At 56.0% G+C, this 26,445-nt stretch carries 23 protein-coding genes, 2 tRNA genes and 1 pseudogene; 15 read left to right on the top strand and 11 right to left on the bottom strand.

Annotation, left to right across the window (positions count from 1 at the left end):
• The first annotated feature begins 13 nt into the window (after positions 1–13).
• Together JMJ16_RS23055 and JMJ16_RS23050 are read left to right on the top strand one after the other, a co-directional pair.
• Positions 14–394, top strand: coding sequence for a hypothetical protein (locus JMJ16_RS23055; RefSeq protein WP_201385338.1), 381 nt, complete (start codon positions 14–16; stop codon positions 392–394).
• A gap of 302 nt (positions 395–696) precedes the next feature.
• Positions 697–2,139: a putrescine aminotransferase gene (locus JMJ16_RS23050; protein WP_201385337.1), complete on the top strand. Its 1,443-nt coding sequence runs from the start codon at positions 697–699 to the stop codon at positions 2,137–2,139.
• 79 nt (positions 2,140–2,218) lie between these two features.
• Here JMJ16_RS23050 and JMJ16_RS23045 read toward each other — a convergent pair whose 3' ends face one another.
• Positions 2,219–3,172 carry a uroporphyrinogen decarboxylase family protein gene (locus JMJ16_RS23045; protein ID WP_201385335.1) on the bottom strand — a complete coding sequence of 318 codons (954 nt, stop codon included), beginning with the start codon at positions 3,170–3,172 and terminating at the stop codon, positions 2,219–2,221.
• A 17-nt stretch (positions 3,173–3,189) separates the two neighbouring features.
• Positions 3,190–3,417, bottom strand: a complete 228-nt coding sequence (locus tag JMJ16_RS23040) for a hypothetical protein (RefSeq protein WP_201385333.1) — start codon at positions 3,415–3,417, stop codon at positions 3,190–3,192.
• A 275-nt stretch (positions 3,418–3,692) separates the two neighbouring features.
• On the opposite strand from JMJ16_RS23040, the gene ade reads away from it, so the two are divergent.
• The 9 genes and pseudogenes from ade to JMJ16_RS22995 all read left to right on the top strand — a co-directional run bounded on the left by ade (position 3,693) and on the right by JMJ16_RS22995 (position 14,874).
• Positions 3,693–5,423 carry an adenine deaminase gene (ade, locus tag JMJ16_RS23035; RefSeq protein WP_201385330.1) on the top strand — a complete coding sequence of 577 codons (1,731 nt, stop codon included), beginning with the start codon at positions 3,693–3,695 and terminating at the stop codon, positions 5,421–5,423.
• Positions 5,424–5,429: 6 nt separating this feature from the next.
• Entirely contained in the window at positions 5,430–6,416 is a 987-nt protein-coding gene (locus tag JMJ16_RS23030) for a xanthine dehydrogenase family protein subunit M (protein WP_201385328.1), read from the top strand.
• On the top strand, positions 6,416–8,911 hold the full coding sequence (locus JMJ16_RS23025) for a molybdopterin cofactor-binding domain-containing protein (RefSeq protein ID WP_201385326.1): 2,496 nt from the start codon (positions 6,416–6,418) through the stop codon (positions 8,909–8,911). The genes JMJ16_RS23030 and JMJ16_RS23025 overlap by 1 nt, the downstream gene beginning before the upstream one ends.
• A gap of 22 nt (positions 8,912–8,933) precedes the next feature.
• Positions 8,934–9,365 carry a molybdopterin cofactor-binding domain-containing protein gene (locus JMJ16_RS56070; RefSeq protein ID WP_255553229.1) on the top strand — a complete coding sequence of 144 codons (432 nt, stop codon included), beginning with the start codon at positions 8,934–8,936 and terminating at the stop codon, positions 9,363–9,365.
• 95 nt (positions 9,366–9,460) lie between these two features.
• Entirely contained in the window at positions 9,461–9,925 is a 465-nt protein-coding gene (locus JMJ16_RS23015; protein WP_307813174.1) for an extracellular solute-binding protein, read from the top strand.
• 163 nt (positions 9,926–10,088) lie between these two features.
• Positions 10,089–10,628 (top strand): hypothetical protein, encoded by a 540-nt coding sequence (locus JMJ16_RS23010; RefSeq protein WP_201385323.1) that lies wholly within the window; start codon positions 10,089–10,091, stop codon positions 10,626–10,628.
• A 380-nt stretch (positions 10,629–11,008) separates the two neighbouring features.
• Positions 11,009–12,519, top strand: a protein-coding gene (locus JMJ16_RS23005) for an ISNCY family transposase (protein ID WP_201386145.1) whose coding sequence is annotated in 2 segments (ribosomal slippage) — positions 11,009–11,909 and positions 11,909–12,519 — 1,512 coding nt in all. Because the reading frame shifts where the segments join, the coding sequence is not laid out codon by codon here.
• 232 nt (positions 12,520–12,751) lie between these two features.
• Positions 12,752–13,482: pseudogene (locus JMJ16_RS57225) on the top strand (serine/threonine-protein kinase); the annotation flags it as partial.
• Between the two features lie 63 nt (positions 13,483–13,545).
• Positions 13,546–14,874 carry a family 16 glycoside hydrolase gene (locus JMJ16_RS22995; RefSeq protein WP_374229082.1) on the top strand — a complete coding sequence of 443 codons (1,329 nt, stop codon included), beginning with the start codon at positions 13,546–13,548 and terminating at the stop codon, positions 14,872–14,874.
• A 69-nt stretch (positions 14,875–14,943) separates the two neighbouring features.
• On the opposite strand, the gene JMJ16_RS22990 is transcribed toward JMJ16_RS22995, so the two are convergent.
• The 3 genes from JMJ16_RS22990 to JMJ16_RS22980 are packed head-to-tail and all read right to left on the bottom strand — an operon-like array spanning position 14,944 to position 18,423.
• Positions 14,944–15,744: a class I SAM-dependent methyltransferase gene (locus JMJ16_RS22990; RefSeq protein ID WP_201385319.1), complete on the bottom strand. Its 801-nt coding sequence runs from the start codon at positions 15,742–15,744 to the stop codon at positions 14,944–14,946.
• Positions 15,745–15,761: 17 nt separating this feature from the next.
• Positions 15,762–16,427, bottom strand: coding sequence for a response regulator transcription factor (locus JMJ16_RS22985; protein ID WP_201385317.1), 666 nt, complete (start codon positions 16,425–16,427; stop codon positions 15,762–15,764).
• Between the two features lie 16 nt (positions 16,428–16,443).
• On the bottom strand, positions 16,444–18,423 hold the full coding sequence (locus JMJ16_RS22980) for a sensor histidine kinase (protein ID WP_201385315.1): 1,980 nt from the start codon (positions 18,421–18,423) through the stop codon (positions 16,444–16,446).
• 568 nt (positions 18,424–18,991) lie between these two features.
• Here JMJ16_RS22980 and JMJ16_RS22975 point away from each other — a divergent pair.
• Together JMJ16_RS22975 and JMJ16_RS22970 are read left to right on the top strand one after the other, a co-directional pair.
• On the top strand, positions 18,992–19,414 hold the full coding sequence (locus JMJ16_RS22975; protein WP_201385314.1) for a hypothetical protein: 423 nt from the start codon (positions 18,992–18,994) through the stop codon (positions 19,412–19,414).
• 704 nt (positions 19,415–20,118) lie between these two features.
• A complete protein-coding gene (locus JMJ16_RS22970) occupies positions 20,119–21,138 on the top strand; it encodes a tyrosine-type recombinase/integrase (protein ID WP_201385313.1) in 1,020 nt (339 codons plus the stop codon).
• Positions 21,139–21,203: 65 nt separating this feature from the next.
• On the opposite strand, the gene JMJ16_RS22965 is transcribed toward JMJ16_RS22970, so the two are convergent.
• From JMJ16_RS22965 to JMJ16_RS22940, 6 genes are all read right to left on the bottom strand, one after another.
• Positions 21,204–21,863 (bottom strand): hypothetical protein, encoded by a 660-nt coding sequence (locus JMJ16_RS22965; RefSeq protein ID WP_201385312.1) that lies wholly within the window; start codon positions 21,861–21,863, stop codon positions 21,204–21,206.
• A 51-nt stretch (positions 21,864–21,914) separates the two neighbouring features.
• Positions 21,915–22,505 (bottom strand): hypothetical protein, encoded by a 591-nt coding sequence (locus tag JMJ16_RS22960; protein ID WP_201385311.1) that lies wholly within the window; start codon positions 22,503–22,505, stop codon positions 21,915–21,917.
• The gene (locus JMJ16_RS22955) at positions 22,456–24,237 is read right to left on the bottom strand and encodes a zinc ribbon domain-containing protein (RefSeq protein ID WP_201385310.1); all 1,782 of its coding nucleotides are present in this window, start codon (positions 24,235–24,237) and stop codon (positions 22,456–22,458) included. The genes JMJ16_RS22960 and JMJ16_RS22955 overlap by 50 nt, the downstream gene beginning before the upstream one ends.
• A 184-nt stretch (positions 24,238–24,421) precedes the next feature.
• Complete coding sequence (locus JMJ16_RS57220; RefSeq protein ID WP_201386173.1) at positions 24,422–24,604, bottom strand: hypothetical protein; 183 nt, start codon at positions 24,602–24,604, stop codon at positions 24,422–24,424.
• 5 nt (positions 24,605–24,609) lie between these two features.
• Positions 24,610–24,816: a hypothetical protein gene (locus tag JMJ16_RS22945; RefSeq protein WP_201385309.1), complete on the bottom strand. Its 207-nt coding sequence runs from the start codon at positions 24,814–24,816 to the stop codon at positions 24,610–24,612.
• Positions 24,817–24,892: 76 nt separating this feature from the next.
• Complete coding sequence (locus tag JMJ16_RS22940; RefSeq protein ID WP_201385308.1) at positions 24,893–25,672, bottom strand: HNH endonuclease signature motif containing protein; 780 nt, start codon at positions 25,670–25,672, stop codon at positions 24,893–24,895.
• A 272-nt stretch (positions 25,673–25,944) separates the two neighbouring features.
• Here JMJ16_RS22940 and JMJ16_RS22935 point away from each other — a divergent pair.
• Both JMJ16_RS22935 and JMJ16_RS22930 read left to right on the top strand, forming a co-directional pair.
• Positions 25,945–26,005, top strand: a tRNA-Arg gene (locus JMJ16_RS22935).
• A gap of 78 nt (positions 26,006–26,083) precedes the next feature.
• A tRNA-Arg gene (locus JMJ16_RS22930) sits at positions 26,084–26,158 on the top strand.
• Positions 26,159–26,445: the final 287 nt, after the last annotated feature.

The raw sequence follows: 26,445 nt of genomic DNA, 5'->3' as shown, positions 1-26,445 counted from the left end.
TGCTAACCCCGCCTTGAAAGGACAAGCAAGGGATGTTATATTAGGATTACTTAGTGACGAATACACAAACCTACAGATAAAGCAAGAAGAAAAATCGCTTGTTGAGGCAGGCATCGTTGATATGGAACGCTTAGCCGTTGAGGCTGAGAAAATTCTTGCGTGGTGCAAGACCGTCAAAGAGGCCAGGGAGGAACTATCCTACCAGCGGAAAAGAGACTTTTTACGGATACTCGGCATAAAAGTCTTTATCGGCAAGTCTGATAAGCGTCGGGATGACTTGATATGGCGGATAGAGGCTAACCTCCCAGAAATCCAAGAGCTGATTATGAGCAGTACATACAAGAGGGAAAGTGCGGCGGATAGTGTCGTGCACCTCTCCACCTGTTACCCCTGATCTCTTCATGCCTTTTCCCCATACATAATCTCTCGGAATCCTGAGCACACAGAGCTATTTATAGCCGTGCTGTAGGTTTCCGCAGCAGAAACTATTCTCCTACTATATTCGATAATTAGGCGAGTGTGGCTATGCACATTTGTGTGCTTGCCTCTGGCTGGCTGGCTGGCTTGATTATATATCCATTGTCCATTTCCATAAGCAACCCTTAAGGAAACAGTCTCTGTTTCGCTGTTGTGTTTCTGGTGCGCGGCCCGGGATGGAATTGGTTGTGTTTGCTTGCGCTTCCCGAAAGGATTTTTATGAGTGATGGTAGTTTACTTAAGGCTTTAAATGTTTCACGTCGCTACCTCGACGTGGTACAAAAACCTCAGCTTGAGCGCAAAGAGGCCCAGTGGTTGATCGAGACCACGGTCGAGAACTTTGCGAAGTACTACAATAGCGGTTTTATTGAATACCGCAAATCGGTCGCGGAGGCCGAAGATGTGGCCGCGGTGGAGTGGAATGGGCGGGGCGCCACCTTTAAAGATGTGTTGGGGCGCGAGTTTATTGATTGCCTGGGTGGCTTTGGCATTTTCAACCTGGGCTGGTCGCATCCAAAAGTTATTGCCGCGGTCCAGGCGCAACTGGGCAAGAGTGCCCTGCCCACGCAGGAATTGCTTGATCCGCTGCGTGGCATGCTGGCGCACCTGCTGGCAGAGGTTACGCCGGGCGATATCCGGTATAGCTTCTTTGTCGGAAGTGGAACCGAGGCTATTGAGGGCGCGATGAAGCTTGCCAAGCTGTATACGGGCAAGAGTGGCTTTATCGCCGCGGTCCGTGGCTTCCATGGTAAGACGGCTGGTTCGCTTGCGCTGACAGGGAAAGCGGTCTTCAGGCGACCCGCGCTCCCGCTCCACCCCAATGTCTATCACGTCCCCTATGGCGATGCCCAGGCCGTCGAGCAGCAGCTCCGCATCGCGCGCGAAGTGGGCAACGATATCGCCGCCGTTGTGATGGAACCCATTCAGGGCGAGGCGGGTGCGATTGTGCCCCCCGATGACTTCTGGCCGAGCTTGCGCCGCATCTGTGACGAATATGAAGTACTTTTGATCGCGGATGAAGTGCAGACCGGCATGGGACGGACAGGCAAGTTCTGGGGTGTTGAGCACTGGAATGTGGCGCCGGATATTATTACTTCCGCCAAGGCGCTCGGTGGTGGGGTGATGCCCATTGGGACCTTTATGGCGACGCCAAAGATCTGGCAGGTCTTCAACGAAAATCCTTTCATTCATACTTCAACCACAGGTGGCAACCCCCTGGCATGTGCCGCCGCGCTTGCCGCGATCAATGTGACCCTTGAGGAGGGCATCGTTGAGCAGGCCGCGGAGAAGGGAGCCTACTTCAAGCGTCAGTTGGAGGGCCTCGCCGAGCGTTACAGCGATATCTATCGCGGGATCAGCGGTAAGGGTCTCTTGCTCGGCCAGCATTTTGTCAATGATGAGACCGGCTATGCCGTGGCGTCGGGCCTCTTCAAGCGCGGCGTGCTCATCTCGGGGACGCTCAATAACTCACGCGTGATTCGCGTCGAACCTCCACTGATTATTAGTTATCGCGAGATCGACACGATTCTTGATCGCCTGGAAGATACGCTGCGCTCGCTGCGCGGCAGGGTGGTGACGCCTCTCCCTGTTGCTGAGAGCGAGCCTATGGCCTTCTCGGCTATGTCGCTCTACCCCTCCAATCCCTGGACCGCTTTCGCCTAGAAAGTAGGAATGGTGAAATGTGTGCGCATGGGTAACGGGCCAAGCCCGTTATCCATGCGCACACATTTCACCATAATCCCTAGCGCGGATTGTCGATGAGTTTGCGCGCTATATGTAGCCACTGCTCGGGAGTGTCGTCAGGGATGGAGCAGCCGTTGGCGAGGATCAATTTGTGTCCTTTGGTCTGGATGATGGCGGAGAGCATTTCGTTCTCAATCTCGGTCTCGCTACCATGTGTCAGGGGGCCGCGCTCAAAGAGTCCACCCATCAGGCACTTCTCGGTCAGGGTTCGCGCCTCCCCCAGGTTGGGACCCGTCAGGCGATCACTCCAACTCAGAACCTGCGCGGGATAGCGGTCAAAGAACTCAAAGTAGATCTGGTCCGTACCCTGGTTTGGATCAGCGTGGATATGGATGGTATTGAGCCAGCCGCCATTGGCGCCGCGCAAGGCCTGTATGTCATAGGGATAGCCAACCGCCGCATACTCATCCAGGGTCAGATCGGCCGTGGTCGCGCCCATACATGAGAAGAAGATGCCACTGGCACCCGCCTCAAGCGTCGCCTCCATCAGTTTATGCAGATTGGCCGCTATCGTCCCCAGGCCCTCGCCAAGCAGGTCAGGCTGTTGTTTGGCAGCCTTCAGTGCCTGCTCTTTGCCCAGGAAGCGTATGGCATAGGTCAGTGGGCTAAAGAGGGTGAGCAGGATGGGATAGTCATCACCCAGCATCCCGCGCAGAGTACGGACACAGGTGACCTGTTCACGAAAGCTTGGTGTATCCAGGTCCAGGCGGGGCAAGAAGCGCATCTGCTCGACCGTTATCTGTTCCGTGTCTGGTGCTGGATAGGGGAGATCGGGCATGATCTTTGTGATATCTAGCTTAAAGGTGTCGACAAAAAAGTGCTTGGTCAATTCGGCCAGGCGTGTGCCAGATCCCTCAGGCCGAAAGTGGTGCCAGAAGCAAAGTGGCACACGATCCACCTCTTCGCCTGCCACCGCGGCGCGAACACGTTCTCCAGGGGTCATGGTGCTCATGGCGTCTCCCTTCCTATTCATAGGTTGTTGTCTGACATCTCTTCGGCGGCGTCAGGCTCCATTGAGCGTGGTGTGACGGCGATTGGCCCCAGGCCCTGCTCGTAGCGAGTGCGGTCATAGTCTGAGCGCTTGCGCGCACGCGATAAGAGTTGTTCATCGAGCCAGTTGGCGATCAGCACGCCAACCGTGGCCCCGCCTATAAGGGCGGCGATCTTGGCCAGTGAGGACGATGTCGAATTACTCATGATCTCTTCGATCCTTTCTGGACCTTTTACAAGATGACTAAACGCTGTGTGCACGTTGCTTTTCCGGTCTTTGATGGTGTGGTACAGTAACCGCGTACACAAGTAGCGGGCTACCACCTCGTTACTACTAATACGATGGAGCCTACCAATCCGTTGGCTTACCCATAATGGTGATGTACACTGACAAATTATATGAATGGCCTCTCCATGTGCTAAAATCTGCTACTGAGTTCTAAAAATATCGTCGTTTTGTCATTGTCGATGAGGGATGTGGTATGGAGAATTTGCGGCGCCGTATCCAGGTCGCGCGGGGAGAGCAGTCCGGGGATCTTTTGTTGCGCAATGCGCGCCTAGTGAATGTGTGCAGCGGGGAGTGCTATCTGGCTGACGTGGTTCTGGCCGATGGATATATCGCGGGTATTGCTGCCCCTGGATCAGGCTATAAAGCAAAAGAAGAGCGTGATCTGGAGGGGCGCTGGCTCGCGCCTAGCCTGATCGATGGACATATGCATATCGAGAGTACGATGCTCCAACTCTCCGAGTTCGCGCGCCTGGTTGTTCCACGTGGCGTGACGGCGGTGATGCTCGATCCACACGAGTTCGCCAATGTCCTGGGGCGCGAGGGCATCGAGTATGTGCTCGATGCTGGAAAGGATCTCCCGCTCACCAGCTATGTGCTGCTCTCTTCATGCGTCCCTGCCTCGAGCTATGAAAGCCCCTATAAGGTCATGCACGCTGAAGACCTCCTGCCCTTGCTCTCACATGAGCGCGTTCTTGGCCTGGCTGAGATGATGAATATGCCAGGCGTGCTGACGCAGGACGAGCAGGTCCTCGCCAAAATTGAGGCTACGCATCGGCATGGGCAGGTGGTAGATGGCCACGCACCGGGGCTACGTGGCAAGGACCTGAACGCCTATGCTGCCGCTGGCGTACACTCCGACCACGAATGCACGACGCCGGAGGAGGCCCGCGAGCGTATCCGCCTCGGGATGTGGTTGATGATTCGTGAGGGCTCGGCGGCGCGCAATCTCGAAGCGCTGTTGCCCCTGGTACATGAATTGCACCCACCACGCGTCTTCTTTGTAACCGATGATCGCGATCCGCAGGACCTGGTCGCGCGTGGGCATATCGATTCCATGGTGCGCCGCGCCATCGAATTGGGCCTGGAGCCTGTGGAGGCCATTCGCCTGGCATCCTATAATACGGCGCAATATTTCCGCCTGTATGATCGCGGGGCGCTGGCCCCCGGCTTCGTCGCCGATATGGTGGTGCTCGATGATCTGAAGACCTTTAACGTCGAGTCGGTCTATAAAGATGGTAAAATGGTGGCATGCGCGGGTAAGCTTACGGTTTCCGCTGGTGGAGCACAGATGCAAGAAGCTCCTAATACCATCCATATTGGTAATCTCACGCTTGACAACTTCAAGCTTCCGGGCCAGCCCGGGAAGGTCGAAGTCATTGGCATTGAGCCTGACCAGATCACGACACTGCACCTGCAAGAGGAGGCGCCGTGCCTGGATGGTGAGCTTGTTGCCGATCCAGCGCGGGATTTGCTCAAACTGGCGATCGTCGAGCGGCATCATGCCAGCGGTCGCGTTGGGCTGGGGCTGGTGAAGGGGCTGGGCCTCAAGCGTGGTGCCCTAGCCTCAAGTGTGGCCCACGACGCGCATAACCTGGTGATCGCGGGTACCAATGATCAGGATATGTTATACGCCGCGCGTGCGCTAGAAGAGATGGGTGGGGGCTTTGCCTGTGTGGTAGATGGCGTGGTGCGTGCGCGGGTACCCCTGCCGCTTGGAGGGCTGGTCTCGCTGGAGCCTGTCTCTGTACTTTTGCGGCAGTTGCAGGCCCTGGACGCTACGGCGGCAGAGCTTGGCTGTGCCCTGGCGCACCCCTGTATGACCTTGAGCTTTCTCTCGCTTTCGGTGATTCCAGCACTAAAACTTACAGACCAGGGACTGGTCGATGTTGAAACGTTTACATTGCTTCCTCTTCAACGAAGGTAATCGTACATGCTACTAAAGCTTGTTGAATATCATTGGGCGGAACATATTGAGGATGCCCTCCTCCTGCTGGGGCGGTTGGATGTGAAAACCGTTCCCCTGGCTGGGGGGACATATTTATTGGGTGTGAGGGATGAGCATATTCAGGCGGTTGTGGATCTACGTGATCTGCAACTCGCGTATATCGAGGATAGCTCCAATAATAACTCTAACTATCTACGCATTGGAGCTATGATCACCTTACAAACGCTCTCAGAGGCTCCTCAACTTAAAGGCATAGGCATCGATGTGCTTTCACAGGCCGCGCACGCCTCCGCCTCATCGCGCCTGATCCGCAATAGCGCGACCATTGGGGGCACCGTTGCGACGGGCCCAGTCTCCCAGGCCGATCTCTTGACGGCTCTGGTGGCACTAGATGCCGAGATAGTAGTACGCTCAGGCTCGCGCACACAGGTGAATCTCAGTGGAGGCTCGACGGATCGCCCCGGCCTGGCCCTCTCCGGCGTGGTCTTCAAGGGTCGACAGGAGCGTCGCATCGCCAGTAGCACGTTTGAGTTAGAGCGCCGCCCCAACGAGTTGATTACCGAGATCGCCATTCCGCGTCCACTCACTGCCTGTGGTACCTCTTTTCAGCGTGTGAGCCGTGCCCCCTCTGACGCCGCCCTTCTGAACGCTGTCGCTCTCGTCGAGATCGAGAACGGTCTCTATAAGCGTGTGCGCCTGGCTTTTGGTGGTGTGAACATGGAGCCTGTACGCGTAACAGCCATCGAGCAGCAATTGGAGGGTCACCCCGCGGCCCAGCCGGTTAGCTCTAACACGCTCCAGGCCATTGTGCGCAATGGCATCCCCCTCTTCCGACCTCCAACGGATGTGCGCGTAAGTGGAAGCTATCGACGCGTCAGCGGCGCAAACCTGGCGTTTCATGCATTAGAAGAGGCGATCAATAGCGCGCACTGGCGTAGTAGCGTCGCCTCAGGCACAGGGAGAGATGTCTAATGGAACTAGAGCTACAGATTAATGGCGTCATCACCAGTTTGCAGGTGGAGGCGAATGAGACGCTGCTCTCCCTCCTGCGGCGCGAAGGGTACTATGGAACCCGGCAGGGTTGCGAGACGGGCGATTGTGGCGCCTGCACGGTAGTTGTCGATGGCGTGGCGCGTCCAGCTTGTGTGATGCTGGCGGCCCAGGCCGGCGGCTGTTCCCTGACCACGGTCGAGGGTCTATCCAGCGCACAGGGCTTGAATACCCTGCAACGCTCCTTCGTCGAGGTCGGGGCCGCTCCCTGTGGCTTCTGTTCTTCGGGTATGCTGCTCTCAGCCTATGCCTTACTCCAGCGCAACAACCATCCCGGTGACGAAGAGGTGCGTGAGGCTCTCTCGGGCAACCTCTGTCGCTGTGGCGGATATGAGAAGCCTGTGCAGGCCGTCTTGCGTGCCGCCGCCTTGCTACGTGGCGAAGAGGTTGAGGAGGTAACCCCCAACATCGTGCGCCAGAGCGAGCAGAATCCCCTGGCCGCCCTGGGCATGGATCGCCAGCTTACCGCAAATGGCGCGACCGATCGCTTGCCCGTGATTACCAGTGGGATGAGTGCCAACGCCGATACCGAGTATGCCATTGTCGGCAAGCCCCTGCCGATGAGCAACGCCGCGCAGCTTGTGAGCGGTACGCCTACCTTTGTGACCGATATCGAGCGGCGTGGTATGCTGCACGCGCGCCTGCTGACCAGTCCCCACGCTCATGCTGTCATTCGTGATATCGATGTCGCGGAGGCCAGGGCCGTCTCTGGCGTACATGCCGTATTGACGTATAAAGATGTGCCGCGCTCTCCCTATTCCAGCGTCGAGCGTGGGCTATTGGAGAGTGGCCCATATGATCAGTTCTTACTCGATTATGTCCTGCGCTATGCGGGGGACCGCGTGGCGCTCGTCGTCGCGGAGTCACCCGAGATAGCTGAAGAGGCTCTGGGGCTAATTCAGGTTGAGTATGAAATCAGACCCGCGCTGCTTGATCCTCGTCAGGCGCTGGAACAGAATGCACCGCGTGTGCATCCTGAGTCGGAGGCGCGAGGCATTTTTGATGCCGCCCATAATATTGCGACACGTGTGCGCAACGAGGTAGGCGATGTCGATAAGGGCTTCGAAGAGGCCGACGTGATCGTCGAGGGTGAGTATATAGTGCCAATGGCACAGCCCGCCCCGCTTGAGACCCATCGCGTGGCAACCTATCTCGACGCGGATGGGGTGCTGGTTGTCAGGACCAATACACAGAGTCCGCATCATGTGCGACGCACCCTGGCGCGCCTGTTTAATCTACCTCTGCGTAAGGTGCGTGTCATTCGTCCCGAGGTCGGTGGCGGCTTTGGTAGCAAGCAGGCTGTGGTGCTGGAAGACCTTTGCGCACTGGCGACTCAGGTGACTGGGCGACCCGTGACCCTGGCCTTCTCCCGTAGCGAGGAGTTTACCAGTGGCCCCGTCTGGCCAAACTACATCATTCGTCTGAAAACTGGCGTCAAACAAGATGGTAAGCTGGTAGCCAACCAGATGGCGCTTCTGACCAGTACTGGCGCCTACGCCACGCATCCTCTTGCCGCGCCCGAGGGCGTGGTTTCACAGGCCCTCTCGCTCTACCCCTGCGCGAATATGCGCTATGTCGCCGAGGTACTCTATACCAACACACCGCCTTCCAGCGCCTTGAGAGGCTATAGCTCCGCGCAGGAGGCCTTCGCCCTTGAGAGCCACCTGGACGAGATCGCGCGTCGCCTGCGCCTGGATGCGCTTGAATTGCGTCGCCGTAACTGGCTGCGCACAGGTGATGAGCTTGTCCTGGCCAAGGCCGCTACCGCAGGCCAGGATGTCGGCTCCTTACTCGTGGAGAGCAGCGGGCTGGCCGAATGTCTGCGCCTGGTCGAGGAGAAGCTGGGCTGGCATATCAAGCGCGGAGTGGTCAACAATGGACGCCTGCGCCGTGGCGTGGGCGTAGCTCTGACGGTGCAGGGCAGCCCCCTGCCTCCAGCCTCCACCAGTGGCGCGACCATGAAGCTCAACGAGGACGGGTCCTTTGATATCTTCGTTGGCGCCGGTAGCTGCGAGGATAACGAGCGCACCCTCCTGGCCCAGATCGCTGCTGAGACCCTGGGCGTGGCTCTGGAGAGCATAGTCATCTATACTGAAGATACAGCTGTGACGCCCACGGCCATAGGTGAGGGGGTCACCTCGACTCTCTACCTTGGCGGAGGCGCGGTGCGCAAGGCCGCTGAACAAATGCGCCGCCAGATCCTGGCCATTGCAGGCCGCATGCTCAATGCCTTGCCCGAGGCCTTGAAGATGAGTGATGGCCTGATCTCTGGCGTGGGTGAGCAGGACTTCACCGTTGCCCAGGTCGCGGCCTATGCGCTCTATGTCGAGAATCGCCAGTTGATGACCAGCGCCTCCTGGCGCCTGGCGCAGGTGCCTCTGACCTTCGCCGTGGGTTGGCGCGGAGGTAGAGGTTGATACCGAGACCGGCGGTGTGCGTGTGGAGCAGATCCTCGCCGCCGTGGATGCAGGGCGCGTCATCAATCCCCTGCTCACCGAGGCACGTATTCAGGGCTCGCTTGCTCAGGGTCTGGGTAGCGCCTTAAGCGAAGAATTGCTCTATGACGCGAAAGGGCAGCCGCTCACAAAGCACCTGGGCGACTACCACCTGTATAACGCGGTCGACATGCCGCGCACTCAGGTCTACCTGGTCGAGACGACCGAGCCTGCCGGGCCTTTTGGGGCCAAAGCCGTCTCCGAGGTCGCCATGGGCGCGGTCGCCCCGGCCATAGCCAATGCCGTGGCCTCCGCCACCGGAATCCGCCTGCCATTGCTCCCCCTGACCCCTGAGCGCATCTTACGCGCATGGCACGCGCAACTCCAGGCCCAGGCGCAAGCCCAGCCCCCCGCCCAGGAACCCATTCGCTCCTAAAAAATTGAAGAATCAATAAAGAAGTAAGGGATGTGAAAATGCCTGCGCATTTTCACATCCCTTACTTCTTTATTGATTAGAATAAATACCCCTACCTGCTCAAGAGCATACATAATAAGCTGCATATAGGCCAGGTTCCGCTGCCTTCCGGCCCCGGTGGGCGCTATACCTCGCTCTACGGTACAAACCTTGCCCTCTTCTCCAACAGCGACAACGCGGCCTGGGACTTTATGAAGTTTCTCGTCAGCCCCGAAGCGAATGCGACTTTCGTCCAGGCCACAGGCTATATTCCCGTGCGAAGTCCGCCTATGAGGGTGCACCCCTCAAGGCCTTCTACACACGTTATCCCGAGCGCAAAGCTGGACCCGAATCCATCGTCTACGGCTTTGTCCCCAGCATCCTCCCCGCCTGGGACCAATGCCGCTCAACCATCACCACCAGCTATACCAGCGCGCTCACTGGCCAGCTCTCCTCAGACACCGCCCTCCAAAAAATGGCCAACACCTGCAACTACGCTCTCGCCCTCGATTATTAAAAGAAAGAAGTTAATAAATGGATGAGAGTGGTCCTGGCGGTGCCAGGACCACTCTCATCCATTTATTAATCCCTCTTCGCGCCGCAGGCGCGAAGAGTTATGCTATACTTGGCTAAAATTGCTAGAAAGAAAATGCTAGAAAATAAATACGATACATTCGCAAAAACTATGAGTAGAGGGTCCCTATAATGAAAACGTGGCAGGTAGATCACCCGGACGGACCAGATCTGCAAAAGAAACGCTTTGCCATGACGCGCATCGACTCGCGCGAGTTCTCAGGCTATGTAAGCCTGCTCTTACTGGAGCAAGTGCGCGAGCCGCTCATGGTAACGTTGCCAGGGACGGAAGTGTGCATAGCCGACGATGGCTTCCTTTGGTTGCAACACTTCCCGGCTGGCGCGCGTTATGTCGTCACCTCTATCTTTAACGCGCAGCGTGAACTGGTGCGCTGGCGCGTAGATGTTGTGGCGCGTCACTATCTTAATGAACAGGGCATGCTGACTTGCGAGGGCCTCTATCTTACTATCGATGTCTCGCCCCTGGGGGAGATTCACCTGCTGGGGATTGCCGACCTGGACGAGGCACTACGCAAGCAAGCGGTGACCTCGGTTATGTATGAAACGGCCTGGCGTGAAGCCGACCACCTGATGCTAGCATTGGAGGAAGATGCCTTCCCCCTGCTCTGGCTCGGTGAAGAGGACCTGGAGCGCCTGTTACCAATGCTATAACCAATGCTAAAACTATCTTTCTTTTCTTTCTCTTTTACTCTTCCTATCGAAAAACCTGAGCGCAAAGCGCTAGCCACGAGAGTGGCGTTGGTTTTCGCATAAGGAGCTATGCAAAAAACTCCACCACGGTTTGTAAGGACGCAAGCTGATTTCGTTTCAACCTGAGGGAGGCCCGAACGGCGCATTGTTGTACATGCGTTAGTTCGGGCCTCTTTTTTTCTAGGATCGTAAATTGAGCTTGGAGGAAGGAGTAAACTAGAGAGAAAGAGGTGAATGAGGAGAAAGCGCAGATGAGAGGAAGAAGAGTGCCTCGTCCCCAAGCAGAGCAGCACATTCGTTTGGAGCCACAGGAGCAGCACTGTCGCTCATGCGGCCACTGGATGCCGGTCGCCTATCATGGAACACGCAAGGTGCTCACGATGCAGGGGTTCGTTCAGCTACGCATCGTCGTTCGCCGCTGCCCCAATGCAACCTGTCAGGCGTACAAACAGCCGTATCGAGCCGAAGAAGAAGGTCGGTGGGCACTTCCTCATGGGGAATGCGGTCTGGATCTGATTGCGTATGTGGGGCATCTGCGCTACCGCGATCATCGTTCAGCTCCCCATATCCAACGCCTGTTGCAGGAGCAAGGAGTGCCAGTCTGTGAGCGGACCGTCGAGCATCTGATGCACCGGTATGAGGAATTGGTGAGCCTGCATCTCTCTAGCCGACACCGGCTGCAAGCCCGCTTCGCTTCCCAAGGACGTGTGATTCTCGCCATCGATGGGTTACAGCCGGATGTGGGTCATGAGGTGCTCTGGGTCATCCGCGAGGTCCTCTCCGGAGAGATCGTGCTGGCCCGAGCGCTTCTCAGCTCAAGTCAAGAGGATCTGGCGGGTTTGCTCACCGAGGTCAAAGACCTGCTGGCTGTTCCTCTCCTGGCTGTGGTTTCTGATGGGCAGCTTTCCATTCGTCGTGCCGTCGCTTCGGCCTTTCCCGAGATACCTCATCAACTCTGCCATTTTCACTATCTGCGTGAAGCCGCCAAGCCCATTTACGAGGCAGATCGCCATGCCAAGAAGGAGCTAAAAAAGCAGGTTCGTGGGGTGCGGCCCATCGAGCGAGCCGTCGAGGGGAGAACCGATGAGGAGGCTCAGGTGATTCATGATTACTGCCTGGGGGTTCGTGCCAGCCTGACTGATGATGGAATGCCTCCGCTCTCGGCATCGGGCTTGCGTTTGCAGCAACGATTGCAAGCCATCAGCGAGTCGTTGGATCGCGTGGCTCAAAAAGGGGGCTTCCACGAGAGCTTGGACGATTGAAGCACCTGCTCGACAAGGGATTACAGGCCACGGAGGCGCTGTTTGCCGTTGTTCATCCGCTCTTTGCCCATGTCTGGGCCGTGGCCCAGGTGCTCAGCAATCACGAGCAGCAAGCAGCACAAGAGGTCCAAGAGCGCTTTGAGAGGGAACTGATGCGCATGCGAGAGGACGCGGAGCAGCATCAGGCAAGTCGAGAGGCCCTCTCGCACTTCTTGAAGGTCACTCAGAGCTATGGGCCTCATCTCTTTTGCTGCTACCAGGTGGCCGATGTTCCCAAAACCAACAATGACCTGGAACAAGCCTTTGGGGCCGTTCGTCGAGGGGAGCGCCGAGCGACTGGACGCAAAGGAGCCATTCCGGCTCTGGTAGTGCGGGGAGCCGTTCGCTTGACAGCAGCACTTGCCACCCGCTTGCATCTTTTCAGCGAGGAGGAGCTTGTTCCCTCTGATCTGGCCCGCTGGCGACAACTGCGCTCCGAAGTTTCCTCTCGTCAAGAAGCTCGCTGCAAACAGCTTCGCTTTCGCAAAGATCCTCTCGCCTACTTGGCTGCTCTGGAAAAACAACTTTCTAAGGCAAGTTTACGATCCTAGTTTTTTTTTGACATAATTGTGTAGGTTGTGAGCTTGCTAACAGCACAGTTAATCTCTGCGTGGTATGCTGCTAATTGCCCTGGATGCCTGCCCTGCGCCCTTTATTTTTCATGCATAGGCAAAACAGGCAAGCGAGCGTGCAATAGTCGACGCGTACGGTATAATAGTGCGTAAGTCTCGTTCGTTTGAGAGAGAACTCATCACAGAAATAAATTCTTTCGGGAGAAAAGTTATGGCAGACCTGGAAGGAAGGACCCTTGACCGCTACGAATTGCGGCAAATCATCGGTAAAGGTGGTATGGCGGACGTATACGAGGGATACGACACCCGCTTCCAGCGTATCGTGGCGGTCAAAGTATTTAAACGCGACGATGAAGAGATGCGCCGCCGCTTCGAGCGCGAAGCCCGGGTAATGGCACAGTTGCGCCATCCTTATCTTATTCCTATTTTTGACGCGGGTAGCAACAGCGTTGATGGTTACGAGTGCTACTATTTGGTGATGCCCTATCTCGAGGGGGGACGCTGCGCACCCGCCTGCGCCGCTCCCCGCTCAAACCAGAGGATGCCGCCCGTATCTTGCGCGATATCGGCTCCGCCCTCGATTATATCCATGCTCGTGGTATCATCCATCGCGATATCAAGTCTTCAAATGTCCTGCTAGACAATGAGGGGCGTTGTTACCTTGCTGATTTTGGCATCGCGCGTAACACCGGCGACGTGACCCAACTCACCTCAACCGGCTTCTTGATGGGTACGGTTGACTACATGGCGCCCGAACTCTTCGAGGAGGACCACAAGGCCGACGCCCGCAGCGACCTCTATGGTCTGGGTGTGCTACTCTTTGAGATGGTCACTGGCCGTGTACCCTTTGAGGCCGCGAACCAGATCGCCGTTGTTTCGATGCACATCAATAAGCAGCCGCCATCTGCACGACGCTATGCCTCAAACCTGCCCGTCGCCGCCGAGAAGGTCATTCTCAAGTCTCTGGAGAAGCGCCCAGAGCTACGCTACTCCAGCGCGACCGAGATGGCCGATGCCTTCACCAATGCGCTCCAGGAGCAGCCACAGGCTAAATCTGAGCCGAAGGGGGCCACCCTCCACTCCGACCGCACGGTCCGGGGAGACTTCCCCGCAGGAACCATGCATTCGGCGCGTACCGAGCGCGCTGAGGCGGCTCCCGCCGAGCCATCTATCCATTCGCTGCGTACCGAGCGCGCTGATGGTCCGCTGGTATTACCAGCGCCGCCCGCCGGGCAGCGCGCAGCCGAACCCAACCGGGGCCAGCCTCCTTACCAGGCGGCGCATTCGCCCCAGAACTATGCCCCACACGCTGGCACTCCCACACGCGAGCAGGCGCCCCGAACTTCTCAGCAGAACTACGGGCCACAGGGTTATGGGCAGCCTCAGTCTCACCAGTATCCTCCAGAACAGCAGCGCTACGGGCAGCAGGATCGCCATGACCAGCCCCAACCGCGTTCTGCCTCCTCGCCCCAGCACCAGGCACCGCGTCCACGTCCCGCCACGCCCACGCCGCCACCTGAGCCACCCTCTCCCAATCGTGGCTACATTATGGTCGGTGTCGCCCTTCTCATCTTACTGATCATCGCCGTTCCTACCTATATGCTCTTGAAGAACGGCACGCCAGGCACTAGCAACAACGGCACAAACGGCTCGAGCGCCACGGCGATCAGCACCCAGGACCCTGGCGCGACCCAGACAGCCCAGGCGCAGGCGCAGGCCACTCAGCAGGCCCAGGCGACAGCCTCGGTCATCAGAACCGCGACCGCGACCAACCCCGTCTATCAGGACCCCCTGACAGACGCCGGAAGCGAGGCGGGATGGGAATCAAGCTCCAGTTGTTCCTTCATTCCTAATGAGGGCTATCACGTGACGGTGGCCAAGGGTTTTCTAGGCTCAAGCTCAAATAAGGGTTGCTCGGAGAGCCAGAAACAGTTTGGCGACCAGACCATTAGCGTAGATATGCTCATCAAGAGCGGCGATGGCGGCGGCGTCTACTTCCGTGTCGCCAAGAGTGTTATTGGAACTTACGCGGGCTATCTCTTTCAGATTGGACCCGATGGACACTACAAAATCTCTTCTTCGGGGAACTTCTCCACTGGCTCTACTCCCTTGAAAGAGGATACCATTACCACTGGTTTCCACACGGGTCCTGGCGTCAAGAATACGCTCCAAATCATCGCTCACGGGACAACGCTCTCATTTTACGTCAACAACATCTTTGTCGCATCGCTCAGCAATGCTGACCATCCAGATCAAGGTGTCATCGCCTTTCTCGCCAACGCGCAGAAGGAAGATGCCGACGTCGTCTATAGCAACCTGAAAGTGTTTAATTGATTCAGATGAAAAAAGGAGTGCCCCTGGCCAACCGCAGGCTGGCCAGGGGCACTCCTTTTTTCATCTGAATCAGCCATGTGCTACAAAGAGGCCCGCGACCTTTTGGATGCGCACGGCTCCCAGCGTGGCGATCTGCCTCTCAATGATCTCCGCCAGCGTGGCCTTCTGCTCATCCGTCAGATCCTTGCCCGCGCTGCCTGAGAGTATATAGTCGATCAACGGTTCGGCCTCGGTGACCACGAGCTGGTCTTCGTTGCGAATGACCTCTACGCTGGCGAAATGCTGGCATAACTCTTCCTCTCCCATCTCCAGGTGAAAGGTTAGCTGTCCCTGCTCACCCCACAAATAATTGCCCGCGATCTGGTGGAAGAGTTCTCTGATCTCCTTGAGGTTGTCGCGCCCATTGGTCGCGGCATAGAAGCGCCCTGTGGGCTTGAGGACACGTTGGATCTCAGCCAGGGCCTTTTGGCGGTCAGGCACATGATAGAGCATATGGTTGGCGATCACCATGTCCAGGCTCTGGTCTGGTAAGGGAATGGCCTGTGCGTCTATGGCCTGAAAGGTGAAGGGATAAGAACTCTCCGCCAACGTCTGCCGGGCCTCATCCAGCATGCCAGCGGAGAAGTCGGAGAGTGTGATAGAAGAATCTGAGGGTAAACGATCCAGGTTCCGCTGCCAGAGATGCGCGGGACCACACCCCAGCTCAAGCACTTTAGCGCCCGGAGTAAATGCCAGGTGGTCGAAGACCCAGCGGTGCCAGTCATACTTATTCTGGCTAAAGCGCTGGTGAAGCTGGATGCGAACATTCAACTTCTCAGCGTTCTGATACTGATTGCCTAACAGGTATTGTTGATTGGCGATATCGCTCATAAATTATTCTCTTTCTTTTATTCATTTTTCTCCTCGTGCTGCTGGGATTGGCGTGGTGGCACAAGGTTGTGTTCGACGGCGTAGGCGGCGGCCTCGCTGCGCCGCGTCAGGCCCAGCTTTTCGAGGATGTGGCTGACATGATTGCGCGCAGTCTTCTCGCTCATGGAGAGCCCTTCGGCGATCTGCTTGTTAGTATAGCCACGGGCGACGAGGGCCAGGACTTCGCGTTCGCGCTCGGTAATGGTCTCCTTAGGCGCGCTGGCAGTCGCGGTCGCGAGCGCTTGCTGCCTCTGTTTGGGATCGAGTAGCGAGGCCCCGGTGGCGACCCGGCGAATGGCCTTGAGCAGTTCGGCACGACTCACGTTTTTGAGCAGGTAGCCGCTGGCCCCGGCGAGCGTGGAGGCGAGGATAGCGCGCTCATCTGTGTAGGAGGTAATCATCAAGATATTGACCTGGGGATAGCCGCTCTTAATCTCGCGGCAGGCCTCGATCCCGCTCATCTTCTCCATGCGCACATCCATCAGGATCACCTGGGGGGCGAGGACTCCGACCTTGGCGACGGCCTCAGCGCCATTGCTGGCCTCGCCCACAATGGTAATATCCGGCTCAAGCTCGAACGCAGCGCGCATGCCCAGGCGTACCACTTCATGATCATCAACCAGCATCAAACGTATCTTGCTCATCTGGAGCCTCCTCTGCTCAGTGCCTCTCCGAAAACTTGAGCGCGCTCGCGCTAGCCGCGAGAGCGGTGTTGGTTTTCGCATGAGATAATGGAATCCAGGCGCGGACCAGCAGGCCACCCGCCTGCCCGGGAAGAATATCCAGGGTCCCGCCCAGTTCAGTCGCGCGCTCGCGCATGCCTGTGAGTCCATGTCCCGAGTAGAAGCGCGTGTCGCTTCTGGCTGGCTTGGGCAACCCCTTACCGTTATCGCCTATCTCGACCAGGATGTCTTCTGGACCCTGGCGCAGCGCCACCTCTATCCGTGTGGCCTCGGCATGCTTATACGCGTTGGTCAGTGCTTCCTGGACTATGCGGAAGAAGGCTGCGTACACCCGCTCGCGCTGGCGTGCATACTCATTATCGCCATCGGTGGATGCCTCCTCGCCTTCCACATACAGGCTGGTTGGTACCTCGCTAATTGTCTCAAACTCGTGCAACTGCCCCTGGATGAGGTCTTGCAGGCTCAGGTGCTCCTGATTGAGCGGTTTGAGCGAGAACATATAGCTACGCGTCTCCCACAGCGCCTGTTTGGAGATAGTTACTAACTTCTGTAAACGCTCCTCAAGAGGGTTGAGTTGCTCTGCCTCCTCCTCTGATGCCTCCATCAAGCGTTGAGTATAGGCAATGCAGGTCTCGGCACTGATCTTGAGAATATAAATCAACTGGGCCACGCCATCATGGATCTCACGCGCGATGCGGTTGCGCTCCTCCTGGGCGGTCAGCAGGATGGTTTGCTCAGTCAGGCGGATATTCTCCAGGGCCGTGAGCAACTGTGTGCCAGCAATTACCAGAAAGTCTTCCTGTTTCTCATCAATGGGGCGGTGGCTCTCCACACCCAGGATTAGCTGGACTTCGCCCTGTTTGGCGAAGGGGAGGTAGAGCTGGTGGGGAAAGCGTGGAGGATAGAGATGGGGCACAGGTGGCTCAATTCTTGTCAGCCGCTCCCCCGTCTGGCGCACCTGTTCAAACAGCTCACCAGGAAGCGATACCTCGCCCTCGTGCGGGAGATGTGCAGGCGAGGTATAGATCTCTAGCTGCTGCGGGCGGGGCACCTCAGTATCGGCCATATCAGTATCCAATTCGGGTGTGTGAGGCACCAGGGCGAGTGCCAGGCTCTCGAAACGCCCACCCTGGCGGAGCTGCTCGGCACTCTTCGTAAGCAAGTGTTGGCGTTCATAGGCCGCCTGGATGAGCACATTGCCCAGGTCGAGCTGCGCCTTCTGCTGCCGCACGTTCGCCTGCTCGCTCTGCAAACTTCGCACATAGCGATCCAGTAAGGAGATAATTAAGGCCGCCACCAGCGCCGCTACAGGCGTATCAACCAGCGAACCCACGACATCGATCACATTGGGGGTATAGAGAGGATCGGCATAGGTGGGTCGGAAAAGTATACCCAACACGATAAAGAGATCATAGCCCAGGGCCGCGCCCAGTCCACCGCGATAGCCATAGGCCAGTGCTGCCGCGAAGGCCGTCGAGATCCCATAGCGATAGAAGGGCGAGGAGGTGCCAAAGTAGGGATGCAAGGCGAAAGGGCCGCTCAGGTAGGTCACCAGTCCACAGACCAGTAAATCAATGCCGTAGAGAATAAGATTGCTATAGGGGTTGCGCAGGCGAGCCAGGGCAGTTGGAATCGGCTCTTCCTCGTCGATCTCACTGCGTGGAGGAGAGGCGAAGGGTAGGCGTAGACGAGGGAAAAAGTGGCGCGCGACCGGGGAGTACAGCGTCACGATCAGCGTCTGCAATAGCGTAACAAAGAGGAGCACGACGCTGATCCCATACGCAGGATATTTTGTATAGGGTTCTCGTGAGCCAACAATCAGTACCAGGGCGTAGAGCCACATACTCCAACGCCATATCAGGAAGAAGTAGCTCGGCGTCGCGCGTAGCCTCTGCCCGGCTGTATCCGCCAGAAAGCGCTTGTAGATGCGCGCAAATATCGATGTATATAATTTCATGAATGCCGCCTTTGCAGTTACAAATACCCTCTCTTACCTCTGGCTCTGCTTAGTATCGCGTCTCTCCCCCTTGCTTGTCAACCTCTCGCGCCTGCGGCGCTCGCGGTAAGGTATGTTGGGGTGGGGTGCGGGCATCCGCCCGCGCCCCACCCCAACGTACTTTACTCCGGAAGGAGTGCTAGCGACCTGGAAGCGCTGTAGGGGCCATGCTTGCATGACCTAAGAGACTCCCCAAGCCGAATGTAACGGCCCAGCACCACAGGCATTCACAGTAGTATGCTGGCGCGCGGGCAGCCGCCCGCGCGCCAGCATACTACTCCCTCTAAGGCGAGCTTGCGAGCCGGGGGGGAATGTTTCAGGTATGATGATATGTTATGGTGAATAGAAATATGGTATTTGTTGGCAAATGGTATGGGTTATGTGGTATGGTATGGGTACACGCACCCTGTTTCCGTCTAGCTGAGGCTGAAAAAGAATGTATCATCAGAAGCATCATTTTTTCTTCCCATGATTCAGGCGGAGAGCAGACAAAGCATTGTACATTTGAGAGAAGGGACGGTTTCTTATCGTGAAAAATGCCGAGCGCAAACGTGCAAATCTCATGGCTACCCTTGGCGATCTTAACCGGCCTATGCGTGTGCGCCCCGTCCGCTATATGGGACGTGAATGGTGGGCAGTTGATGCCGATGATACGTGGCCTGGCATGGTGATGGATCTCCGTCGCCTGGGCTTTGAGGCTGCGGCTCTAGAGGATAAGGTGTTGGTGCGTGAGAGTATGCCGACCATGTATGAGTCGAGCTACGAAGGCGGCCAGGACCCAACAGGCCTCAAACCTTTTCCCGCCGTTCATCCAACGATCACGATCCGCAAGGAGTCCTATTCGACTCGTGATTCCGACCTGTCATATCTCGATGAGTATGACGAGGAAGAAGAGGAAGAAGAAGAGGATCTGCTTAACGCCGAGGATCTGGATCGCGACGAGGAAGAGTAAGGCATAGCTCCTTTCAGCCATCGGCACAAGGGTTTGCCCTTCAATCGTGTGAGCGGAGCTAGCAGCTGCGAAGCGGCGTTCACGATTGTTTTTTAAGGGTTTGCCGAGCAAAACCGATAACGCCTATTAAGATAACATGCCCTGCCATTCAATGGGGAGTAGCAGATCATGGTATCTAAAATACAGAAGAGCGCTCACATCTCTACGAGTACCCACTCATAGAGATGTGAGCGCTCTTCTTTGTCCTCTGAGGAGTCTCTACCTGTTTTCTGGCGGCTCTACATTCAGAAGGGCAGCAATCAGGTATGCTATAATGAAATGTAGAGTGCAGTTGACTTGACACTCCGCCTGGATACATCCAGGGGCTTCTTCCTTCATCCAGAGGGCTTGCCCTATGAGGATCGCTCCTCATAGCGTAGAGGTCCGTCTGTCCAGAAGCGTTGCAAGAACCGAAGTTCTCAGGTTTCCGTATGCCCTACGGTACCAATCACGTTTCTTGTGGTGTATGAAGCGAAACCAACCGTGAGGTGGGTATCGTGCTTTATCGTCTACAAGACGAATTTCTTTGCAATAGCATCATTTGTAGTGATGAGCATATCATAGGTTCTCATCAAAAGCAAGAGGGAAGGGCCATTCATCCCCTGGATACATCACAGGGGCTTTCTGGCCCATGAATGTAAGATCTCGAAAAGTGAGGATTGATCATGCAGAAGGATCCGCAGCAGGAGATACAGAGAGATGCAGTTCTTGCGGACGCGGAGAGAGAGCACCATAATGGACAGGTAGCCACCCCTGTGGGGAACTCTACCGCCCTTCAGGAGCTGCCTGGCGCCGAGGAGACACCTTTCCCGCCGGTAAGCCAGGCCAGCCCTCTAACCGATCAGTCGAGCCTGGCCGAATGCGTTGTCCCCTACCGGCAAGAATTGATGTTGCGTGGCAAATCAAATTATACGGTCACGTGCTTTCTCTCAGACTTGAAGATGTTTAGTGACTTCGTCGGACCAGACACGCCCGTTGGGCGTCTCTCCAAAGAGAACCTGACTGACTGGCTGGTAAAGTTGAAATACGGCTCGGGCCATACGGCGGCCCCCAAGACCATGGCACGCCGGGTTACCTTTCTAAAGAACTTTTTCTCCTGGCTGGCGAGCGCCAACGCGATTCGCGAGGACCCCGCGGCCAGCCTGACTCTGGAGCGCCCTCTTCCGCCGCTGCCCGAACTCTTATTTGCCGAAGAGGTCCATGCCCTGTTAGAGGCTGCGTCTGAAGATCCCCGTTGTCAGTGCCTGGTATACCTGGTGCTATTTGCTGGTTTGAAGAAAGAAGAGGTCATGCGCCTGCGCCTGCATCACATCGATCTCACCGATCCGCGTGAACCGCTGGTCACAGTGCAATTCCCTGCCTCGACTGGCAAGCAGCACCGCGAGCGGCGCCTTCCCCTGCCACCAGAGTTCGCCAATATCTTTCGGAGCTATCAGCAGCAGTATCACGTGGGCGACGAGGTCTTCAAATGCACCGACCGTAACCTGAACTACATTTTGGCGCGTGCCGTCAAGGCAGCAGAGATCAAGAAGCGCGTCACCCTCCAACTGTTGCGCGATACCTTCGCCGTGGAACAGCTACGCTCCGGCGTCTCCCCCGAAGCCCTGCGCGAGAAATTGGGCCTCTCCGATGAAGCCTGGCTCGAGTCCCGCGAAAAGTACCGCCGCCTCGCCTTCCCCAAGTAAATAATACTGTCAAATGAATTGTGGAGCCCGTGCCATGCACGGGCTCCACAATTCATTTGACAGTATTATTTATGCATGAAGGGTGGGGGCGTCTGCATAGGGGGCTGCTGGGTATAGGCCACGTATTGTGCCTGAGCGAGCTGGCGGTTGAGCATGCCATTGAGCAGGATGGCGTTGATAATAATTGCCAGGATCGCCAGGGGCCCCAGGCAGAGCAGGCCAATGCCGAAGGTGAAGATCGTCCCCAGAATCACAACTGGCCAGTAGATGAAGATGCTGCCAAGTAGCAAGGCTAGCCCTACAGATGTCTTGCCTGCCGTAAGCCAGCCCACACCAAAGACTCCGAAAAGCGAGAGGAAGATCTCGATGATGAGTGCGCCATCGTTCTTGCGTGGCAGTGTAGGGATTGGCTGGGCTTGATAGGTGATATAGGTATAGGCCGTTTGGTGTCCCGGGTAGGAGCGATGGCGTGGATCTGAGGGACCATAGCCATAGGAGCGTGCCTCGGCCCTTGGTATCCTGGGTGGGACGATCTTCTCCTCGTACGGCTGTTCCTGGTAGCCCTCCTCATAGGAGGCGACGGCATTGAGCGTTGCTTCAAACTCGCGCTGATTATATTGTGTACTAGCTGAAACACGCCTTTGACGTGGCTCAAGGTGTGCGCCACAGGTGGGGCAGGTAGTGGTATGGTTCGCGATCTCGGTTCCACAATCTTCACAGCGCATATCGTCCGTGTCCTTCTATTTGCCGGGTTAGTCATTGTTAGCTATGTTTCATCAAGAGCTAGAGAATAAATCATTCTCCTCGAAGCTCTGCCATCCCTGCTCTGTGTCGCGAAGCGTCAATGTGCCAGTCTGCGCGATAAAGCGTACAGCGAGAGTACTCAACAGGCCGCCTGTCTCACGTGACAGAAGTGTAGATAACTCCTCACTGCTCGTTGACGATGCCTGTTTATTTACTCCCCGCCTGGGTGCGCCCGGCGTGACGATGAGCTGTGCTGGCTGTGCCTTCGTCAGCAAGGTTGCCAATGCCTGGGGAAAGGATTTGTTCGCATTGTCTACTACCTGTACGATGTCAGCTTGCAGGTACGTCGGATCAATATCGTCGAGTAGTCCCTGTAAGGCATAGTTACTTGTCGCGGCCTCCCCCAGCAAGAGCAGGCTCAGTCCCGGCGCGGTCAACCGTAAGACTAAGCTATTATCGCGCGCCTCATCACTGCCCTTGTGCAGCTCCAAAGGCCAGAGTACCTGGATTTGCATATTGGCACCTGACGGAATCATGCTTCCCTGCTGCGCCACCACATAGGGAATGGCGCGTTCACTTATAGTACGCCGCCAGCGGGCGTAGGTTGCGTTGGGGTGAAGCATTCCTGCATCTACTGCTCTTCCAATAGTGTATCTTGCCGCAACGTCTTGTAAACCCGTAATATGATCCTGAAGTGGAGCTCTGAGTGCTCCCCGTGCTAAAGCAGCGGGGTTCCAGACGTTCGGCCCACGCTTCGAGCTGATCCTCTATGAGGAGGACCGCTCGCTCTAGTGGTGGTTCCCCCGGACTTTCGGGCAGACGCGCTCCGGCTCTGGAGATGCCAAAGCTTTGGGGCAGAGCCTGCCCCTCTTTCGCGCGTTGACGTGTACGCTCATGTGCTGCCCGCAGGCGCGCCTCTGCACCTTCCCAATACCGCTGGTATCGGGCACACGAGGGAGTGGGATCTGCTGGATCGAGATAGGCTGCAAGAAAGGCCGAATACAAATCGCGTTGGACGGGACCCACGCCACAGGAGCACTGGTGCCAACGCTGGGAGAGCGGCTTCTTGACCTTCTTACCACAGCCATGACACCATTGGCTCAGCGCAGTCGTGCGTGTAGGGACCTCGACCAGGGTGCCGCCCGTGCTTGCAACGGTGCGTCTGAGGAGTTCTACAAACATCCCTGGAGCTCGCAGTCCCACACTCTTGCCAAATGTTTTTTGCCATGCCTTGTAGGAAATCTTTTCAATGATGATGGTGCTGCCCAGCGCCACCACCTCATGCACCTTGCTGCCATGCAGGCTCTTGCGGTGGGCTGCCAGCTTGCGCTCTTTGGTGGCCTTGCGTCGTCGCGTGGCCAGGTAGCGCTTGCTGTGCTTCCACCGCAGTTTCTTGTTACCCTGCTTCTTGATGCGCCCTTTTTCGTCGTAGTGCTCAGGATTGCCTGCTCGCCTCTGCCGATCCATCTGCCGCTGCAAACGACGAATGGCCCTGGCATCAGGAGCCAGCTCAGCACAGAATACCTCCAGATGTGCCTCCCCTTCCTGGGGAACAAGAGCCAGGGTAGAGGGTCCCAGATCGCCACCGACGGTGCCTTGCCCGACGGCGTGCTTGGGTTTATAGTAGGGCACGCCTTCCAGGGTCAGTTGGACCACGTAGCGGTCACCCTGAGCATCGGCTCCCGCAGCTCGAGAGCTGCTGGCTGGGCGTTGGATGAGGCGAGCATACTTGATGCGATGCTCCAAACCGTACTTTACCACCGGATCGTTCCAGTCGATGAGGGCAGGCAAGCGGTCTCCATTCCAGAGTAGATACCCTGCGTTTCCTACTTGAGGAGTTTGCACGACAAAGCGCAGACCGGTATCGTTACGTTTGTTCTCGATGCTGGAGAAGCCGCGACCTCGGCTCTTGAAGCGGACCCGTTTGGCTTGGCCCAGGCAGACGCGGTTGAGAGCACGATAGGCCCGACTGGCCAGGGTTTGAGCGAGGACGGCATCGAGATGCTCAGCAATCCAACCCACGCGCAGGGCTTTGACCGCGTCATGCAAGGCTGCTTCCGTGAAGCCAAACGCCTTGCGCAGGGTGGAGAAGGCGGCGGCTCGTTGCGTCTTGAAGGTGGGAGAGATGGCACGGGCTTCTTGCCAGGCAGGATCAGCCCGCATGCGGCGCAGCCGCTTTTGCCCTTCGGAGAGGATAGCATTGTAGAGCTGGCGGGCGGCTTCCAGATGAGCACGCAGACGGGTCGATTGCCCAGAATCGACTGCCAGGGGCAGTTCGAGGAGAAAGGTGGGTGTCGCAGCCCGCTTCTCCTGTTGCCTCATCTTCCTCCTTTGCCCTTGTGGTTGCTTGGGCATTCCCACGTCTCCTTTTTCCTCTCACCTGATACCCATGCTGATACACCTATTCTAGCAGAAGGGCTGGAAGAACACAAGTTCTTCTCGTGTGTTCACTGTCCCCTTTTCCCCTTTTGCAGCGGAGGTGACGACCGTGCCCCGGATGGCGGGTTCATCTCTGGCATCAATGACCGGGCCTTTCTCGTCACGGCTGCTGTAACCGATGTCTTTGATCTGATTGTAAATGGACTGGCTGATGACCTGGAGTAGCTGGCTGGTCAACGGCTCTATAGGCGCCGTGCTGGGTGCGATAATTGACGATATTGTTTGCCGTTGTATTACTGACATGGAACTGCTGGCGTGACCCGCTGGCGCTGGCTGTATTGATATTGACTAGCTAGGCAGGAGGTTATCCCCAACGACTGTAACGAGAACTCGTTCAACACCACAGTCTTGCAGGTAGTAGTAGTAGTTGTTGTCTAGTGGTCCGCAGACTGCTAGCCCAAGCACATACGCGCCAGCTAGGACGATCATCGTCAGGATTGCGAAGGCCAGGATGTTAAAGTAGCAAGCACGCCAGAACCACTTGAGCCTCTTCATGAATGGCAGTCTCGCAGCTCCCACAGCGGTGCCAAGGGATGTCAAAAGAATCGTGCTTTTCAGAAGCACGATTCTTTTAAAAATCCCCAGGGTAGAGAGCACCAGGATGCCTGCTACCCTTCTTTGTATTATGGGAGCGACAGATAGGTCGGCAATTAGCTGAGGTAGTCCCTCCTGTATGCGCATCTCCCTGACCAATAGGAATAATATGTTCAAGATCGCTAAAGCTATTTTCACAATTTGGCATATAGCATTGCCAATGGTAAAGGTTGCAAATATTTACCCATTCAGGAAGCGTAAGCGTTGCTGGTTCATGAGCCTGCCTTGCCCGGCGGAGCTGAGTAGTTACGCGAGCGGCTTCCTTTGCATACTTTCCTCGGCAGTGATTGCAAACATCGTAAATTCCTGGTTCACCACAGATTTCGCAGAGAGTGATTTCTGGGACTTGCGGCTTAGTGCGGGGGAGATAATTCTTAAAATCTTCAAAAAGCAAGAGGGTATAGGAAAGTGTCAATGTAATTGTAGAAACGGCGGGAAGAAAGACAAAAAATATAGCCATGCCTGCCATTATCCCAGGTGTAAACATACTTTCACTGTTTGCTGCTTCAACTGTGATACCATGATTTAAGTAGCGAAAAAGTATTCGCAATCCAATGAAAATCAAAAGGGGGAGTTGAAGGCAGTAATAGAGTACGTACAAAAATATAGGAACATTGACCTTTGAAAGCACAACAAAAGTAATTATGACGGAAGGAATGCATAACACAAACTCAATGCATGCGCATATAAACGTGATTACAATATAGGACCTTCTTAACCGATGCAGCCAAATATTTAGAAATGTCTGCTCTTGCATGGCTTTACCCTCCTTTTTTCTACTCTAGTATGCCATAAAACTGCTATACTTTCAAAGATATTCTTCTTGTATCAAGAAGTGCTTTTTTGTCATATTTCTTTTTCAGCAGAGAAAAGTGGTGATTAACTCATGCAATCAAAAATGTAGCTGTTGTAATTTTGTCATCCATTATGCTGTAATATACACAGCTAATTTAATTTTATCTTAGCCAGTGCTCTTCTGCTGACTTGCCAGGCAGTACCGCTATCCTTCTGATTGTCTTCAACAAATACCGCTCAGTGGATAGAGCATCGGCCTCCGAAGCCGTGTGCGCTGGTTCGATTCCAGTCACAAGCGGAAGCCGATTTTGCTATGCTCCGACAAGAGTCTTGAAGCTGGTTGACCTTTGTGGTATATTTATATGTGAAGCTCGTTCCCGTAGCTCAGTGGATAGAGCATCGGCCTCCGAAGCCGTGTGCGCTGGTTCGATTCCAGTCGGGAACACCATAACGTGTTACTGTAAACCCGCTCTTAAAGGCGGGTTTATTGTGTTTAATCCTCCTTAAATATAAAAAAGCCTCGCGGCGTTGCGAGGCTCACAATTCGGGTGACGTGGGGTTAAAGATGGGTAGGTTCTTTTCGCATTGATTCTATATCGTTTTTTTGTACGATGAGCGTTTTGACCTCACTATCTAACGTGACGGAAAGTTCTAATATTTCTGGTGCGCGCTTTGTTTCCCTGTATCGTTGTATGATTTCTACACCACAGAGTATTTCGTCCTTGGATATAAACA

This window comes from Ktedonobacter sp. SOSP1-52, from assembly GCF_016587395.1.
Note: the sequence above shows the minus strand (reverse complement) of the source record. Positions and strands in the feature narration are given on the sequence as shown.

Excerpts from the sequence above, each read along its gene's own strand:
- JMJ16_RS23050 (WP_201385337.1), top strand. The coding sequence starts at position 697 with ATGAGTGATGGTAGTTTACTTAAGGCTTTAAATGTTTCACGTCGCTAC.
- JMJ16_RS23045 (WP_201385335.1), bottom strand. The coding sequence starts at position 3,172 with ATGAGCACCATGACCCCTGGAGAACGTGTTCGCGCCGCGGTGGCAGGC.
- JMJ16_RS23040 (WP_201385333.1), bottom strand. The coding sequence starts at position 3,417 with ATGAGTAATTCGACATCGTCCTCACTGGCCAAGATCGCCGCCCTTATA.
- ade (WP_201385330.1), top strand. The coding sequence starts at position 3,693 with ATGGAGAATTTGCGGCGCCGTATCCAGGTCGCGCGGGGAGAGCAGTCC.
- JMJ16_RS23030 (WP_201385328.1), top strand. The coding sequence starts at position 5,430 with ATGCTACTAAAGCTTGTTGAATATCATTGGGCGGAACATATTGAGGAT.
- JMJ16_RS23025 (WP_201385326.1), top strand. The coding sequence starts at position 6,416 with ATGGAACTAGAGCTACAGATTAATGGCGTCATCACCAGTTTGCAGGTG.
- JMJ16_RS23010 (WP_201385323.1), top strand. The coding sequence starts at position 10,089 with ATGAAAACGTGGCAGGTAGATCACCCGGACGGACCAGATCTGCAAAAG.
- JMJ16_RS22995 (WP_374229082.1), top strand. The coding sequence starts at position 13,546 with ATGGCCGATGCCTTCACCAATGCGCTCCAGGAGCAGCCACAGGCTAAA.
- JMJ16_RS22990 (WP_201385319.1), bottom strand. The coding sequence starts at position 15,744 with ATGAGCGATATCGCCAATCAACAATACCTGTTAGGCAATCAGTATCAG.
- JMJ16_RS22985 (WP_201385317.1), bottom strand. The coding sequence starts at position 16,427 with ATGAGCAAGATACGTTTGATGCTGGTTGATGATCATGAAGTGGTACGC.
- JMJ16_RS22980 (WP_201385315.1), bottom strand. The coding sequence starts at position 18,423 with ATGAAATTATATACATCGATATTTGCGCGCATCTACAAGCGCTTTCTG.
- JMJ16_RS22970 (WP_201385313.1), top strand. The coding sequence starts at position 20,119 with ATGCAGAAGGATCCGCAGCAGGAGATACAGAGAGATGCAGTTCTTGCG.
- JMJ16_RS22965 (WP_201385312.1), bottom strand. The coding sequence starts at position 21,863 with ATGCGCTGTGAAGATTGTGGAACCGAGATCGCGAACCATACCACTACC.
- JMJ16_RS22960 (WP_201385311.1), bottom strand. The coding sequence starts at position 22,505 with ATGCTTCACCCCAACGCAACCTACGCCCGCTGGCGGCGTACTATAAGT.
- JMJ16_RS22955 (WP_201385310.1), bottom strand. The coding sequence starts at position 24,237 with ATGCCCAAGCAACCACAAGGGCAAAGGAGGAAGATGAGGCAACAGGAG.
- JMJ16_RS22945 (WP_201385309.1), bottom strand. The coding sequence starts at position 24,816 with ATGAAGAGGCTCAAGTGGTTCTGGCGTGCTTGCTACTTTAACATCCTG.
- JMJ16_RS22940 (WP_201385308.1), bottom strand. The coding sequence starts at position 25,672 with ATGCAAGAGCAGACATTTCTAAATATTTGGCTGCATCGGTTAAGAAGG.